This is a genomic window from Trueperaceae bacterium (assembly GCA_036381595.1).
In the GTDB taxonomy this organism is placed as follows: domain Bacteria; phylum Deinococcota; class Deinococci; order Deinococcales; family Trueperaceae; genus DASVCN01.
This window is the reverse complement of record DASVCN010000013.1, coordinates 19387-34467: the sequence shown is the minus strand read 5'-3', so window position 1 is coordinate 34467 and position 15081 is coordinate 19387. Positions and strand designations below refer to the sequence as shown.

The following is a 15081-nucleotide window of genomic DNA, read 5'->3' as shown; positions in this document are numbered from 1 at the left end:
GCACTCAGAATCCCCAGACTCTCCACTCGAGCTCCAGTTCGCGCCCCAGTCGTGCACGTATCTGCTCGATCAGCTCCAGCACGTCGGCAGCCGTCGCCGAGCCGAGGTTGACGATGAAATTGCCGTGCTCGAAGGAGACCATCGCGTCGCCTACCCGTAGACCCTTGAGGCCGGCCTCGTCGATGATGCGACCGGCGCTGTCTCCTGCCGGGTTCTTGAAGGCGCAGCCGGCCGACTTCTTCTTGGGCTGACCCTTCCGGGCGCTGTCGACCTGGTCCATGTACGACTGCACCCTCTGCGGGGTCGACTCGGTCAAGCGCAGCCTGACGCGGGTCACGATCGAGCCGGGTGGAAGGTTCGAACGCCGGTAGGAGAGGCCGATCGCGGCCGCGGGCAACCGCTCGAGCTGGCCTCCGACGAAGAGTTCGACCTCCACGAGGCTGTCCTCCAGCTGGCCGAAACGGGTCCCGGCGTTCATGGCCACCGCCCCGCCGAGCACCGCGGGTACGCCCAGAAGGCCTTCCAGCCCGGAGAGCCCCGCCTGCTGAGCCCGTCGCACGAGACCAGGGAGGGGGGTGGCGGCGCCCAGCCACAACTCGGGACGGCCATCGAACTCGGCGAGCGTGTTGAAGCTCCGGCCGAGGCGCACGACCCTCTCGTCGACACCAGCGTCGCTCGCCAGGATGTTCGAGCCTGCGCCGATGACCAGGAAGGGCTGGCTGGTCGCCTCGGCCAGATCGGCTTCCGACTCGACCTCCCACAGTTCGGCCGGTCCGCCCACTCGCAAGGTGGTGAGGCGGCTCAGTTCGACAGTTCGTTGGAGCTCAGCGGTCGGCACTCGTTGCCTCACTGCGCAGTACTTCGCGGATCTCCGGCGCCACTACCGGGGCGCTCAGCCGCGAGAGGGACTCGGCCACCTTCCACACGTCTCCCGCACCCAGTGTGATGACCAGGTCGTCGGGGTCAAGGGATCCCCGCAGGTAGTCGATCGCGGACTGCTGGTCGTGATAGGCGGCGGGTCTTCCCTTGGCGGCGATCCGTTCGACGATCTGTTCTACCGAAACGCCCGGGATCCGGGTCTCGCCGGCCGCGTACACGTCGAGCACGATGACCTCGTCGGCGAGTGCGGCGGCGTCGGCGAGTGCCGGCCAGTGGCGTGCGGTCCTGACCCAGCGGTGGGGCTGCAGCACGGCGCGGACCCGTCTGCCGGTATTGCGCGCGGCCTTCAGGGTGGCCTCGACCTCGGTGGGGTGGTGGGCATAGTCGTCGATGATGAGGGCCCCCTCGGGATCACCCCAGCGCTGCCACCGCCGGCCCACGCCTCCGAAGGTGGCGAGGGCACGAGCCGCATCGTCGAGGGGCAGGCCGGCGACGTCGGCCGTGGCCAGCGCCGCGGCAGCGTTCTGAGCGTTGTGCACGCCCGGCACCGTGAGGGTCACCTTCACGCTGCGACCGCCCGGGGCGCGCAAGGTGAAGCTGCTCCCCAGTGCTGTCAACGCGAGCTCGGTGACGCGGTAGTCGGCTCCTTCGCTGAGTCCGTAGGTGACCACCGCTGGCAGGTCGCGGACCACCTCCCGCAGCGAGGGCCAATCGGCGCAGGCGATCACCTTGCGGGCGTTGACGGCGAAGCTGCGTGCGGCCGCCTCGAGGTCCTCGAGGCTGGCGTGATAGTTCCGGCGCTCGTCGTGCTCTCCCGCGATGTGGTCGTCCTCCAGGTTGATGAGCACCGCGATCTCGGAGGAGAGGCGAGCGAAACCCGGGTCAGACTCGTCGACTTCCGCGATCAGATGTCGGCCGCGGCCGGTTCGCATGTTCCCGCCCAGCATCGGCAGGGTCGCCCCGAGCTGCACGGATGGGTCCTGCCGCAGTTCGATGAACAGCTGGGCGATCATGCCGGTGGTGGTGCTCTTGCCGTGGGTGCCGGTGACACCTATCGACTGGTAATCCGCGAAGAGACGGCGCAGGAGTTCGATGCGCCTGATCGTCTCGACCCCGGCGGCCGGCGCAGCGCACGACTCTTCGCTGTCGGCCGGTACCGCCATCGTGGTGACGAGCAGGTCGACACCTTCCAGGTGGGAGGGGTGGTGACCCAGCGCTACCTCGATGCCCTCTTTGCGCAGCTGCTGCACGACGGGGCTCTCGGCCGAGTCACAACCGCTCACCCGGAAGCCTCGTACCCGATAGTGGCGGGCGAGACCGCTCATGCTCACGCCGCCGATGCCCATGAAGTGCAGGTGTGGTTTCATGTCGTCTTCCGATCGCCGCCCCGGCCTGCCGGGGCGCTGTCCAAAGTTTCTTCGAGCAGTTCCGCGAAACGCGCGGCGGCTCCAGCGGGTGAGAGCTTCGCCGCGGCCACTGCCGCCTCGTTGCGGCGCGGTTCGGCGAGCATCTCGCGCCAGACGGCGGGAAGTTCCTCCAGCCTGTGTTGCTCGAGGACGACACCGGCTCCTCGCTCGGCGAAGGCCCGCGCGTTGTGGAGCTGGTGGTTCTCTGCCGCTGTGGGCAGAGGGACCATGACGAGCGGCACGCCGAAGTAGGCGGCCTCCGAGAGGGTGCCGAAGCCGGCACGGGTGATGGCCAGGTCTGCAGCCGACCATGCCAGCTTGGCGTCCACGTACGGTCTCGGGATGTAGTTGGCCGTTCCGGCGGTCGCCGTTCTCGCTTCTTCGAGGTGGGAGGGCCCGGTGCTGTGGAGCACTATCGGCCGCAGATCGCGGAGCTTCTTCAGCGCCGCAACCACACCCGCGTTGAGCGCCGCCGAGCCTTGCGATCCACCCATCACCAGCGTGAGCGTACCTTCCTGAGGCAGGCCCAGGACGCGGCGTGCTTCACTTCTCTCGAGCCGCTCTTCGCGCACGGGGTAGGGGAGCTGTACCGTCCGCCGGGCGCGTACCCGCCTGGCGGTCGCCGGTTGCGAGAGTACGACGGTATGGGCGAAGGGCGCCAGGACCCTGGTGACGAGGCCCGGATAGGCGTTCTGTTCGTGGAGCACCAGTCGGGTGCCGGTCAGAACCGCCGCAGCGGTGCCGGGGAACGATGCGAAACCGCCGAAGCCCATCACCAGCGCGGGTTGGAGACGACGCAGCGCGGCCACCGCCTGAGCTACGCCCCTGATCGAGCGCAGGAGGGCGCGAGGGTCGGGCCGCTGGCGATCGAGCTTGCCGCTCGCAACTCCGGTGAAGGGGAGTCCCGCCTCAGCCGACAGGCGCTCCTCCATGCCGCCCGCCTGGCCCAGCAGGTGCACGTCCAGACCGCGCATGGCCGCTGCCCGCGCCACCGCCAGGGCGGGGTAGATGTGGCCGCCGCTTCCGCCGGTCGCGAACAGGAGCAGCCGGCTCATGTGAGGGCTCCGGTCGAGCGAGCGTGCCGGTAGGCGCCCTGGATGAAGCCCATGGCGATCGCGACGCTCACGAGGCTGTTGAGGCCGTAGCTCATGAATGGCAGGGGGATGCCGGTCACGGGGAAGAGCCCCGAAGCGACCAGCAGGTTGAGGGCCGCCTGGCCGCAGATGTAGGTCGTGGCTCCTGCGGCGAGGAGGCTGCCCGGTCCCGTCTGAGCGGAGGCGACCCTGAGGCCGCGGCCGGCCAGGAGGACGTAGAGGGCGATGACGGTGACCAGCCCGGCCAGGCCGAGCGACTGCCCGACCGCAACCGCGACCATGTCGGTCTCGGCGGCCGGCACCCTGTCGGGTCGCCCGGGACCTATGCCGAAGAGGCCCGCCTTGACCAGTGTCTGGCGCGCCTGATAGGCCTGGTACGAGGTACTCGAGATCTCGCTCTGGTCGCCCCAGAGATCCTGGAACCCGGCGATCCTTTCGCCTATGTACTCGAACTGGCTCAGGTAGGAGCCGGCCACCAGGAGGGCGATCACCGCCGCCGCGGTGGAGATCGCGACCAGTCGTCCGAGCGACGTCCCGGCGGCGATCATGATGGCGAACGCCAGGGCGAAGAGGAAGGCCGATGTCGAAACGTTCGGCTCCACCACGATCAGGCCCGCGGCGATGCCGATCACGAGCATGGGCCGCCAGATCTGCCAGTCCCCGAGGTGGTTGTGGAAGAAGGCGGTGAGGTAGGCGATGACGGCGACCTTCATCAGTTCCGAAGGTTGAAGGCTGAAGCCGCCGATGAGCAGCCACCGCTTGCTGTCGCTGCCGTCCGGCGAGACGCCGATGACCAGTACCAGGGCCAGCAGGCCCAACGCCATCAGGTAGGCGTGCGGGCTGTAGCGAACGATCGTCATCGGCTTTATCCGCGACATGACGACGGTGATGAGGAAAGTGGCGAGGAAGCGCAGGCCATGCTCGAGAGCCAGCGACGGCTCGGCGGTGGCGACGCCGAGGATCCCCAGGCCGCCCAACAACAGCTGGATGATCAGGAGGAGAGGGTCCATGCCACCTCCTCGGCCTTGATCGCGGCTCGGAACGCCTCTGCCCTCTCACGATAGTCGCGGAACTGATCGAAAGATGCTGCCAGTGGGGCGAGCAGCACTGTGCCGCCGTGCGGTGCGTGGGCGCTCAGGTGCCGCAGGGCGGCGCGGACGGCGCAACGAATGGCTGCCTGGCCGTCGCGTTCGGGGCAGAGGTGGGTGGGTACCCACTGCGCCACCATGTCGCGCAGTGCCGGTCCAGATTCGCCGATGCCGATGAAGAGGCGTACCTTCTCACGGATGAGGCTCTCGAGTTCGCTGACGTCGGCGCCCTTGCTCTGGCCGCCAGCTATCCACACGACAGGGGCCGGCGTGGCCGCAAGCGCGGCCTCGACCGCGAGTGATCTGGTAGCTATCGAGTCCTCTATGAAGCGCACCGTCCCGATCCGGCCGGCGTCACTGTAGCGGCCGGGCAATCCTTCGAATTCGGCGAGACCCGAGCGGATCTCCTCGAGCGACAGACCCTCCTCGCGGCAGGCGAGTGCTACCGCCAGGGCGTTCGCGATGTGATGCTGGCCGGTGACCTTAAGCTCTCCGCGGGAGATGACCGGCTCGTCGCCCAGGTGGAGGGTGCCGTCCCGGGAGAGCCAGGCGTGAGCCCTGCCCTCGAGCGAGAACGCCGCCGTCCGGGCTTCCGTCTCCTTGGCCCAGCCGGAGAGGAGCGGGTCGTCCAGGTTGTAGATGAAGAGCTCCTCCGGTCCCAAGTTCTTGAGCAGGTTGCGCTTGGCCGCGTGATAGAGCTCCACAGTGCCGTGACGGTCGAGGTGGTCGGAGCCTAGGTTGAGGACCGCGGCGATTCGCGGTCTCAGGGTAGGACAACGTTCGAGCTGGAAGGAGGAGAGCTCGACGACGAGAGTGCTTCCTGCCTCCGCCACCTCGCTCAGGGCCGGATCGATGTTGCCGCCTGCCACGGCGCGCCGTCCTGCCATGGTGAGGGAGTCGGCGATCCAGCGGGTGACGGTGCCCTTGCCCGCGGTACCGGTAACTCCGATCATCGGAGCTGGAACGGTTCGGTGCACCCATTCGACCTCGCCGATCGTCTCGATCCCCCTGTCGCGGACGGCCCGCAGGTGGGGGTGCTCGATCGGCACGCCGGGCGCGGCGATGCAGATGTCGAAAGAGTTGGCTTCCTCGACCTCGGCCGCCGCGAGTCGCCTGCCGCCCATAGCGAGCGCGGCTCCGATGTCCTCCCCCTCCTCGCGCTTGTCGAAGAAGACGATCTCGTGTCCCTGTCTGAGGCCTAGACGGGCAACGGCGAGGCCACTGCGCCCGAGTCCGTAGACGAGGACTCTCACACCGACCCTCCGAGGAGGAAGAAGGCGAGGGCGACGCAGACCGCGGTCGCCAGCCAGAAACGGGTGACGACCTGCACCTCGCTCCAGCCGGAGAGTTCGAAGTGGTGATGGAGGGGGCTCATGCGCAACAGTCTCTTCCCGCCGGTCAGCCGGAAGTAGGAGACCTGGACTATCACCGAGACGACCTCCAGGACCGGCACCAGGGCGACCAGCGGCAGGTACCAGGTCACCTCGGAGGTGATCGCGAGTCCGGCGACGGCTGCACCCAGCGCTTCCGATCCGACTCCGCCCATGAAGACGCGGGCCGGCTTGGCGTTGTACCACAGGAATCCGAGGAGGGCACCGAGGAGGGCCAGAGCCAGGGGATTGGTCAGGAAGAGGAGCAGGATGATGCCCGTTACTCCCGCCGCGAGGCCGTCGAGGCCGTCGGAGAAGTTGAAGGCGTTTATCGAGCCGACCACTACGAAAGCGAAGGCGAGCACGTCGAGCCAGGGGCTCCCGAACAGGGTCCGGCCGCTGTCCACCGCGTAGAGCGCGAAACCGAGGGCGAGCGCGCTCTGCAGCATGATCCGCCAACGGGCCAGGGCGCCGGTGGCGGCGTCCTCACCCTGCGCCCGGCGGCGCTTCCTTGCGAGCGCCGAGACGTCGTCCCAGAAACCGAGCGTCGCGCTCCCCAGAACCAGCAAGGAGAGCGCCTCCCAGTCGCTGCCGCGCGCGCCGGTGAGCGAGATGAGCGCAGCGGCGAGCAGGAACGCGAGGCCTCCCATAGTTGGAGTGCCCTCCTTGGTGAGGTGGCCGCTGGGCCCGTCGCGCCGCACCGACTTGCCCCAGCCGAACCGTTTGGCGAGCTGGACGTAGATGCCGGTGAAGAGCAGTGACAACGCTGCCGCTGAGGCGACCGTCATGCAGGCACTCCCGCGATCAGCTGCTCGACGACCCGCTCGAGGCGCATGCCGCGAGAGGCCTTCACGAGGATGGTGCCGCGTCTGGGAATCCGCGTAAGCAGGGGGAGAGCTTCGTCGATGTTCTCACGGTGGATGACGTTCGGGTTGCCGTCGCGAAGACAGCGGGCGAGCGGGCCGATCGCGACCACCAGGTCCAGTCCTCTCGTGGCGGCCCCCAGTTCCCGGTGGAACTCCTCGGCCCTGGGCCCCAACTCGAGCATGTCTCCCAGCACCGCGCAGCGGGGCCGGTCCATTCCCGAAAGTACCCCGAGCGCCTCGCGGGCCGAAGTCGGATTGGAGTTATAGGTGTCGTCGAGGATGGTCAGTTCGCCCAGGCGCTTCACCTGTAGCCTGCCCGCTTCGAGTTTCGCTGCCTCCAGGCGGCGAGCCGCTGCTTCGAGGTCGAGTCCCAGCCGGTGAGCCAGGGCGAGTGCCCCGAGCGCGTTGCTGGCCATCGCATTGCCGGGATACCGGAGCGTTACCTCCACTCCGAAAGCCTCGAGAACGCCGGCTCGGAGCCTGCCTCGGACGGGGGCGCCTTCCGAGAGGCCGTAGCGGACGAGGCCGGGGAGCGGGCGGGGGAGGAGCCTGGCCGCCGACTCGGACGCGAACCTCTCGGGCGACCTCTCCAGGAGACGGGCCTTCTCGTGAGCGACGCCCTCGAGGTCGCCCAGGCCCTCCAGGTGACTCTCGGCTATCGCCGTGAGCAGGCCGTGGGTGGGGCTCACCAGGTCGACGAGCTCGTCCATCTCGCCCCTCCGGTCGATCCCCAGTTCGAGTACCAGAGGGCGGCCCGGATCCGTCTGCCAGGCCCGCACCATCGTGCAGGCGAGCGCTCTCGGGGTGTTGAAGTTGCCCTCGCTGGCGATCGCGTCGAGCGCGGCAGCAGCGAATGCTCGGGTAGAGGTCTTGCCGACCGACCCGCTGATCGCCACGACGGCGCCCTGGAGCTGCTTGCGGGCGTGCCTTCCCAGGGCGATGAGGGCCGCTTCCGGATCGGGCACGCTGAGCGCGCGCGGGTGGGGGACGTCGGAGACCACGAACGCCGCGCCTCTGTCCAGGGCGTCGTCGGCATGAACGATCCCGTGCTCGACGGCCCCCGGCAGCGCGAAGAAGACCTCCCCCGGCCGGATCCGCCCGCTGTGGAAGGCAGCACCCGTCCCAGATGGGAGGTCGTCACGAGGTGGGACGCCGGCCAGGCTGGCGATCAGCTGAGAGGTGACCATGGCGCTCCAATCAGGCGGCACTTGAGCCACATACACATCTTACTCAGAATATTGCTAAGGTTTGCGAAAATTCAGCGTTGCTGCGCGACCGGCCTCGCCTGCGGCGCCACCCCCCAGTGCGCCACCGTCTTCGTGCCTATCGCCTGGAACAGCGGTGCCGCCACGTAGGTGCTGCTGGTGTAGGTCTTGGGCTTCTTCACGAAAACGACCATCACCACTTCCGGGCGTTCCGCCGGGAACATCCCCGCGAACGACAGGGTGTAGTCGCCCTCCACGTAGCGCCCCAGTTCGTTGTCGAAGACGTCGGCCGTGCCGGTCTTGCCGGCCATCGTCACGTCCGGGATCTTCGAGGCGCTGATGCCGCTCTCTTCTACCGTGTAGCGCAACATCGAGCGGATGGTGTAGGCGACCTCCGGGGAGATGACGTGATGGGGCTCCGGTACCTCCGCACCCTCGACGAGGTAGGGCGGCACGTAGAGGCCATCGTTGGCGAAGATGCTGTAGGCCGCGGCGAGTTGAAGGGCCGTTACCGAGATGCTCTGGCCGATGGTGACCGAGGCCTTGTCCTGCGGGACCCAGCTCTGCCAGGGGTTGAGGTGGCCGCTCCGCGCGAAGGCTGCGTCGATCGGCGGCTTCTGGCCGAAGCCGTAGCGCCGCAGCCAGCCGTACTGTTCCTCGGCGGTGAACCGTTCCGAGAGGTGGATCATGCCGGTGTTGCTGGAGTAGCGAAGGACATCCCTGACGGCGAGCTCGTCCTCGTGCGAGCTCACGTCACAGAAGGTGTTGGTGCCCACCCGCAAGCACGGTTCGGCCGGGATCAGCTCGCGCGGTGAGAGGCGCCCGCTCTCCATCAGCGCGGCCACTGTGAACGGTTTGAGCACCGAACCGGGCTCGTACTGGTGGAGGAAAGCACGGTTGATGAGCGCGTCGCGCGGGTACTCCTCCTGGCGATTGGGGTCGTACGTGGGGTATGAGGCGGCGGCGAGGATGCGTCCGGTGTTGGCCTCCAGCATGACCACCGCGCCGCTCTGCGCCTCGACCCCCTCGACGGTGCGACGCAGTTCGGTCTGAGCAGCCGCCTGCAACGCCGGGTCGATGGTGAGCCGGACGTCCCGGCCCGACTGGAGCAGCTCGTCGTAGATGTACTCGATCCCTTCGAGGCCGTAGCGGCCGTCGGGTTGGATCCGGCCGCTGAATCCGACGAGATGGGCCGCCAGGGTGCCTTCGGGGTAATGCCGGTTCTCAGGTTGCCCCTCGGCCAGTACGGTGCCGTCCGAGGCAAGGATGCGTCCGCGCGGCTCCGGTTCCACGAGATCGCCGGGCCAGGCGGGTACCTGGCTCCCCTGCACGGCGAAGCCGGCCAGGGCCAGCAACAGCGGCATCACGATGAGGAACAGCATCAGATGACGCCTTGTGAGAATGAGTTCGTTCTGCTGCGCTTTCACCGCCATACCGTCCTCACTTCCACGCCGGTCGGCAGCGGGGTGGTCTGCGGCGCCGGATAGGGTGCTACGTGTCTGACCAGCTCGATCTCGGGGCTGGGCACCATGCCCTGCTCCCGCGCCCAGGCCCCCACCGCCAGTGGTCCCCGCACCTGAGCCGCTCCTGCCCGCAGCTCGGTGATGTGCGCGTATAGTTCGCTCTTCCGCTCGATCAGTTGGGCTTCGTACCTGTAGCGGCCCTGGTTTACCCCCCCGACGGCGGCCAGCGCCAGGACCAGGATCAGATAGAGGGGAACGAGCCGGGAGAGTCTCATGCTGCCACCGTCTTCTTCTCGGCAACTCGCAGCTTGGCGCTGCGGGCCCGTGGATTGCGCGCCACCTCGTCGTCGCTTGCGACGAGTGGCCGTCTGGTCAGTGGCTCGAGCCGGGCCTGGCCGCGGAACGCGTGTTTCACCAGCCGGTCTTCGAGCGAGTGGTAGGAGAGGATCGCCAATCGGCCCCCCTCGACGAGGAGGCCCGGGGCCTGCTCGAGGAGGTCGGAGAGGGCGCCCAGCTCGTCGTTGACGAAGATGCGGAGCGCCTGGAAGGTGCGGCGGGCCGGGTGCTCGCGTCGTTGTCCCGGCGGGTAGGCCGAAGCTATCACCTGACTCAGTCGATCGGTGGTCTCGATCGGCTGCACCTCGCGCGCCGCCACTATCGCCCTGGCGATCCGGCGCGAGTGGCGCTCCTCGCCGTAACGGAAGATGAGCGCGGCCAGCTCCTCCTGCGGATACGTGTTGACGACCTGGTCGGCGCTCTCGGGCTGGGAGCCCATCCGCATGTCGAGGGGGCCCGCCTGGCGGAACGCGAAGCCGCGCTCTCCCTGGTCGAGCTGCATCGATGAGACCCCGAGATCGCAGAGGATCCCGTGGACGGCCCCGACCCCGAGCGAGGCGAGGTGTTCGTGGAGGTTCCGGAAGTTCCCTTTCACGAAGCGGAACCGGTCGCTGTCGATGGCGCGGGCATGGCCCAGCGCCTCGTCGTCCTGGTCTATGCCGATGACGTCCGCTCCGGCTGCGAGGAGGGCTCGGCTGTGGCCACCGGCCCCGAAGGTCGCGTCGACGAGCGTACGCCCCGCGGCCGGGCGGAGGTACTCGACGATCCGATCGAGCATCACCGGCTGGTGTGGTGCGGTACTGCGATCGGCGCTCATCAGCCCACCAACTCCCTCAGGAGTTCCGGCGCCGGAGGCTGCGTCTGGACCTGCGTCAGGTTCTCGAGCCAGCGCGATTCGTTCCAGATCTCCAGCCTGTTGGGCGCTCCTGCGACGACCACGTTGCCGTCGACCTGAGCGAACATCCGGAGGGTGGCCGGGAGGGTGACCCTGCCGGCCGAGTCGGTCTTCGCCTTCGAGGCGCCCGAGTAGAAGAAGCGCACGAAGTTGCGCGCGTCAGGGTCGGTGAGAGGGAGTTCGGTGAGGCGGGTCTCGATCCGTTGCCAGGAGGTGAGGGGGAAGACGTAGAGGCAGCCCTCCATGCCGCGGGTAATGACCATCCCGTCCTCGACGAACTCACGGAAGGCAGGGGGCACGATCACCCTGCCTTTGTCGTCGACCGAATACTGGTACTCACCGAACGGCATCGCTTGCGGTCTCCCACCTTTCGCCACCTGTCCGCGAGCCCGGAAGAGTCCGTGTCCGAACTGTTCTGCCTGTTGCTCACGACGATCGGCGTCAAAAGGAGTGTATCACACTTTTACCACTATCTCCCACATTTCCCCACTCATGTGGTTGATCTGGCACATTTCTGGGATTCTCTCCCACCGGCCCCTCTGCTGGCACCCTTCGATCCGAGCCTCCGGCCGGTCAAACTCGAGCGGGCGCGGCTGTCCTAGGCTGGCGCCCGCCCACGAAAGAAGGAGCGGACGCCGAAGCGTCCGCTCTCGCAGGTGGGCCTGTAAGCCGGGTTCTGTCCCCTTGCGGGGTCTGATCATCTATCTGGGACGCACGTCGCCGCGCGCCTCATGCGGTCAACCCGGAGATCGTAGCGAGCCGGGCAGGCTCTTTCTCCCTATCGGACCTTGCACCGGGTGGGGTTTACCTAGCTGCCGATGTTGCCACCGGCACTGGTGCGCTCTTACCGCACCGTTTCACCCTTACCTCGGCCCTGGCGTCGGAATCGGCGAGACCGAATCCGTGCAGGGCGAACCGAGGCGGTCTGCTTTCTGTTGCACTTGCCGTCGCCTTACGCGCCCAGCCGTTAGCTGGCACCCTGCCCTGCGGTGCCCGGACTTTCCTCGACCGCTTCCCGAAGGCCGCGGCCGCGATCAGACGGCCCACACCGCAACGGGAGATTCTAGCACGCCGAGGTCGGCCGACGCTGTCCCGGCGGAACGTCCCAGGGCGGCTGGGGCCAAGGTTCTTCGGCGCGAAGACCGCCGGTCGGATCGGCAGGTTCGGCCCTCGGAAGTGAACGGAAAGGGTTCGGCGGCGCCCTTCGACGCCGCCGGCCCCTACCGCGTGTTCACGGTTACTGCTGGCGGTAGTCGGTCACGACTATGTCGCCGTTGATGATCTGCTGGGTGATGCCTTCGAGCTCCTCCACCAGCGCGTCGGGGATGAGCGCCTCGTTGTACTCGTCGAGAGCGTAACCGACGCCCTCCTCGGCCAGACCCAGGTTTCGTATGCCGCCGGTGAACTCACCGTTCACCACGTCCATCACCGCGTTGTAAGCGGCGATGTCGACCCGCTTGAGCATGCTGGTGAGGCCGTGATTCAGGGTCTCGGGATCGTCGTCCGTGTCCCCCAACGGGTTCTGGTTGGAGTCCACCCCGATGAAGAAGAGCGGCTGGCTGTCGGGCCCGCAACGCTCCTGGTACTCCTCGCTGCGAGGTATGTCGGCGAGTTGCTCGGCGAGAGGCGTGCTGCGCAATTCACCGCGGGGGCGGTAGCACATCGTCTCGTTCACGAAGTCGATCACGCCGAAGCCGGAACCGCCGGCCGCGTGATAGATGATGTCGGCGCCCTGGGCATGCTGGTTGGTCGCCAGCTCCTTGGCGCGGGTCGGGTCGTTCCAGGCCGCGGGCGTGGTGCCCACGTAGTTGCTGATGACCTCGCAATCGGGGCAGGCCGCCTCTACGCCTTCCTGGTAACCGAGGTCGAAGGCGCGGATGAGGGGGATGTCCATGCCGCCGACGAAGCCTACGACGCCGGTCTGGCTGAGCTTGCCGGCGATGTAGCCGACCAGGTAGGAGCCTTCGTGCTCCTTGAAGAGCACGCTGCGGACGTTCTCTACCTCGGCGACGGCGTCGATGAGGACGAAGTTGGTGTCGGGGAACTCCCGGGCGGTCGCGGCGAGCGCATCTGCCTGAGCGAAGCCGGGGGCGACGATCAGCTCGGCGCCCTGACTGGCGATGCGGCGCTGGCCCTCGCCGGCGGTATCGGGCGTGCCTTCGAACTCGAGGAGCTCGATCTCGTACTCGGGCTCGAGTTCATCGATCGCCCGTTCCATTCCCCGCCAGGTGCCCTCGTTGAACGAGCCGTCGAACTTGCCGCCGGCGTCGAACACCAGGCCGAAGACGAAATCCTGGGCGAAAGCGCCTCCAAGCAGCAGGGCACAGGTCAGTAGCAGAGCTTTTCTCATGCAGCCTCCAGGGGAATGAAGTGAGCTTTTTCGCACGGAGTATATCACGGGGGCCGGCTCCCACCATGCCCGCTGGGTGCGGCGAAGGCCCGTTCTGAAGGGACGATGAAGGCCTTCGGGCCGGATATACTCCGGCGTGGCCGACGATCAGGAACGGGTCAACGAACTTCGGGCGAGGCTCCGCGATGCCAACTACCGCTACTACGTCCTGCAGCAACCGTCGATCAGCGACGCCGAATGGGATGCCCTCTTCGCCGAGCTCAAACGACTGGAGGAGCTGCACCCGCACCTCGCCTCGCCCGATTCACCTACGGCCACCGTCGGCGCTCCCTTGCAGGCGAGTTTCCGGCCCATCGACCATCCGACCCAGATGCTCTCGCTCGACAATGCCTTCAGTGTAGAGGACGTCGAATCGTTCCTCGCTCGAGCCGGCCGCACCCTCTCGAGCGACGAGGATCTCGAACTGCTGGCCGAGCCGAAGGTCGACGGGTTGTCGATCAACCTCTTCTACCGGAGCGGCCGCCTGGAATGGGCCGCTACCAGAGGGAACGGCCGGCAGGGCGAGGACGTCACCCTCAACGTTCTGCACATCGAGGGGATACCGGCTGAGGTCGAGGGGGCGCCGGAACAGCTCGAGGTGCGGGGCGAGATCTACCTGTCGGTTCTCGAGTTCGCCCGCATCAATGCCGAGCGGGAGGAGAACGGCGAACCTCTCTTCATGAACCCGCGCAACGCGGCATCCGGCACGTTGAGGCAGATAGACCCCAAGGTGAGCGCCAGCAGGAAGCTCCAGATCTACTGCTACGGGGTGGGAAACGCGCGCGACTTGGGGGTCGAGCGGCAGAGCGAAGTTCTCGACTGGCTCCAGGCTCACGGCTTCAGCACCAATCCGCTGCGCGAGGTCGCGGTCGGAGCGGAGGCGGTCGAGACGCTCATGGAGCGGTGGCGCGAGATGCGAGCGGAGCTCTCCTACCAGGTCGACGGGGTCGTCCTCAAGGTCGAGCGACTCGACCTGCAGGAGGAGCTGGGCGCAACCAGCCGGGCTCCCCGCTGGGCGATCGCCTACAAGTTCCCGGCCGAGGAAGCGGCCACGACGCTGCTCGCGATCGGGGTCCAGGTCGGGAGGACCGGCAAGATAACGCCTGTCGCCGAACTCGAACCCAGACTCCTGGAGGGTACGACCGTCTCCCGGGCCACCCTCCACAACCCCGGCTTCATACGCGACATGGACCTGCGCGTGGGCGACCGGGTGATCCTCCACAAGTCCGGCGGGATAATCCCCGAGATCACCAAGGTACTCATCGACGAGCGGCCCGCCGGGACGGTGCCCTTCGAGTTCCCTGACGAGTGCCCGGCATGCGGCAGCAAACTGGTGGAGGACGGCGCCAACCTCAAGTGCTTCAACCTGAGCTGCCCGGCGCAACTCCTCCAGAGGCTCAGCTACTACGGTTCGCGCAACGCGCTCGACATCGAGGGATTGGCGCAGAAGACCGTCGAAGCTCTGGTGGAGGCGGGCCTGGTCGAGGAGTTGCCCGACCTCTACGACGTCACGATCGAACAGGTCGCGGGCCTGGAAGGGTTCGGAGAGGTGTCGGCCACCAAACTCGTCGCGCAGATCGAGGCGTCGAAGCACAAGCCGCTCGATCGCTTCCTGACGGCCCTGGGCCTGCCGCACGTGGGCCCGAGGACGGCCGAGATCCTGGCCCGGCACTTCGGTAGTTTCGAACGATTCAGGTCGGCAACTACCGAGGAGTTGGCGAGCGTGCGCGACATCGGCGAACTCTCTGCCCAAGCCATCCACGAGGCTCTCCACGAGCCGCTCATGGCCAGGGCGATAGACGGTCTGCTCGAGCGCGGCGTCGCTCCGCGGCCGCTGTCGGACAGGTCGGGAGAACCGGTGCTGGAGGGGCTCACGTTCGTGCTCACCGGCAGTCTCTCGAGGCCACGCAAGGAGGTCCAGAGTCAACTGGAGAGCTTGGGGGGCCGGGTGACCTCCAGCGTGAGCGCCAAGACCGATTTCGTGGTGGCGGGCGAGGATGCCGGTTCGAAGCTGGACCGGGCCCGCGAACTGGGCGTGCAGGTCCTCGACGAGGAGGGGCTGGCGGCGCTCCTGGCGGAACGCAGCTAGC

Annotated in this window: 13 protein-coding genes and 1 other RNA gene; 1 reads left to right on the top strand and 13 read right to left on the bottom strand. The window is 67.5% G+C overall.

Annotated features, from left to right (window positions below; all coding sequences use genetic code 11):
- Positions 1 to 4: 4 nt before the first annotated feature.
- The 13 genes from VF168_03575 to VF168_03515 form a co-directional block, all read right to left on the bottom strand.
- Positions 5 to 838, bottom strand: a complete 834-nt coding sequence (locus VF168_03575) for a UDP-N-acetylmuramate dehydrogenase (GenBank protein HEX7003247.1) — start codon at positions 836 to 838, stop codon at positions 5 to 7.
- Entirely contained in the window at positions 825 to 2246 is a 1422-nt protein-coding gene (murC, locus tag VF168_03570) for a UDP-N-acetylmuramate--L-alanine ligase (protein ID HEX7003246.1), read from the bottom strand. Before murC ends, VF168_03575 begins: the two co-directional genes overlap by 14 nt.
- On the bottom strand, positions 2243 to 3340 hold the full coding sequence (murG, locus tag VF168_03565) for an undecaprenyldiphospho-muramoylpentapeptide beta-N-acetylglucosaminyltransferase (GenBank protein HEX7003245.1): 1098 nt from the start codon (positions 3338 to 3340) through the stop codon (positions 2243 to 2245). Before murG ends, murC begins: the two co-directional genes overlap by 4 nt.
- A complete protein-coding gene (locus tag VF168_03560; protein ID HEX7003244.1) occupies positions 3337 to 4389 on the bottom strand; it encodes an FtsW/RodA/SpoVE family cell cycle protein in 1053 nt (350 codons plus the stop codon). The genes murG and VF168_03560 overlap by 4 nt, the downstream gene beginning before the upstream one ends.
- Entirely contained in the window at positions 4371 to 5720 is a 1350-nt protein-coding gene (gene murD / locus VF168_03555; GenBank protein ID HEX7003243.1) for a UDP-N-acetylmuramoyl-L-alanine--D-glutamate ligase, read from the bottom strand. The genes VF168_03560 and murD overlap by 19 nt, the downstream gene beginning before the upstream one ends.
- The gene (locus VF168_03550) at positions 5717 to 6625 is read right to left on the bottom strand and encodes a hypothetical protein (GenBank protein HEX7003242.1); all 909 of its coding nucleotides are present in this window, start codon (positions 6623 to 6625) and stop codon (positions 5717 to 5719) included. Before VF168_03550 ends, murD begins: the two co-directional genes overlap by 4 nt.
- The gene (locus VF168_03545) at positions 6622 to 7920 is read right to left on the bottom strand and encodes a Mur ligase family protein (GenBank protein HEX7003241.1); all 1299 of its coding nucleotides are present in this window, start codon (positions 7918 to 7920) and stop codon (positions 6622 to 6624) included. The genes VF168_03550 and VF168_03545 overlap by 4 nt, the downstream gene beginning before the upstream one ends.
- Positions 7921 to 7961: 41 nt before the next feature.
- Positions 7962 to 9341 carry a penicillin-binding protein 2 gene (locus VF168_03540; protein ID HEX7003240.1) on the bottom strand — a complete coding sequence of 460 codons (1380 nt, stop codon included), beginning with the start codon at positions 9339 to 9341 and terminating at the stop codon, positions 7962 to 7964.
- A complete protein-coding gene (locus VF168_03535) occupies positions 9332 to 9646 on the bottom strand; it encodes a hypothetical protein (GenBank protein HEX7003239.1) in 315 nt (104 codons plus the stop codon). Before VF168_03535 ends, VF168_03540 begins: the two co-directional genes overlap by 10 nt.
- On the bottom strand, positions 9643 to 10524 hold the full coding sequence (gene rsmH / locus VF168_03530; protein HEX7003238.1) for a 16S rRNA (cytosine(1402)-N(4))-methyltransferase RsmH: 882 nt from the start codon (positions 10522 to 10524) through the stop codon (positions 9643 to 9645). Before rsmH ends, VF168_03535 begins: the two co-directional genes overlap by 4 nt.
- Positions 10524 to 10952, bottom strand: a complete 429-nt coding sequence (mraZ, locus tag VF168_03525; protein HEX7003237.1) for a division/cell wall cluster transcriptional repressor MraZ — start codon at positions 10950 to 10952, stop codon at positions 10524 to 10526. The genes rsmH and mraZ overlap by 1 nt, the downstream gene beginning before the upstream one ends.
- Before the next feature lie 300 nt (positions 10953 to 11252).
- Positions 11253 to 11652, bottom strand: an RNA gene (rnpB, locus tag VF168_03520) — RNase P RNA component class A.
- A gap of 187 nt (positions 11653 to 11839) precedes the next feature.
- Positions 11840 to 12952 carry a BMP family ABC transporter substrate-binding protein gene (locus VF168_03515; protein ID HEX7003236.1) on the bottom strand — a complete coding sequence of 371 codons (1113 nt, stop codon included), beginning with the start codon at positions 12950 to 12952 and terminating at the stop codon, positions 11840 to 11842.
- Positions 12953 to 13088: 136 nt separating this feature from the next.
- On the opposite strand from VF168_03515, the gene ligA reads away from it, so the two are divergent.
- The gene (gene ligA, locus VF168_03510) at positions 13089 to 15080 is read left to right on the top strand and encodes an NAD-dependent DNA ligase LigA (protein ID HEX7003235.1); all 1992 of its coding nucleotides are present in this window, start codon (positions 13089 to 13091) and stop codon (positions 15078 to 15080) included.
- Position 15081: the final 1 nt, after the last annotated feature.

Bases quoted from the DNA above. Each gene is read 5' to 3' on its own strand.
- VF168_03550 (HEX7003242.1), bottom strand. From the start codon at position 6,625: ATGACGGTCGCCTCAGCGGCAGCGTTGTCACTGCTCTTCACCGGCATC.
- VF168_03535 (HEX7003239.1), bottom strand. From the start codon at position 9,646: ATGAGACTCTCCCGGCTCGTTCCCCTCTATCTGATCCTGGTCCTGGCG.
- VF168_03515 (HEX7003236.1), bottom strand. From the start codon at position 12,952: ATGAGAAAAGCTCTGCTACTGACCTGTGCCCTGCTGCTTGGAGGCGCT.
- VF168_03560 (HEX7003244.1), bottom strand. From the start codon at position 4,389: ATGGACCCTCTCCTCCTGATCATCCAGCTGTTGTTGGGCGGCCTGGGG.
- VF168_03540 (HEX7003240.1), bottom strand. From the start codon at position 9,341: ATGGCGGTGAAAGCGCAGCAGAACGAACTCATTCTCACAAGGCGTCAT.
- rsmH (HEX7003238.1), bottom strand. From the start codon at position 10,524: ATGAGCGCCGATCGCAGTACCGCACCACACCAGCCGGTGATGCTCGAT.
- murG (HEX7003245.1), bottom strand. From the start codon at position 3,340: ATGAGCCGGCTGCTCCTGTTCGCGACCGGCGGAAGCGGCGGCCACATC.
- mraZ (HEX7003237.1), bottom strand. From the start codon at position 10,952: ATGCCGTTCGGTGAGTACCAGTATTCGGTCGACGACAAAGGCAGGGTG.
- murC (HEX7003246.1), bottom strand. From the start codon at position 2,246: ATGAAACCACACCTGCACTTCATGGGCATCGGCGGCGTGAGCATGAGC.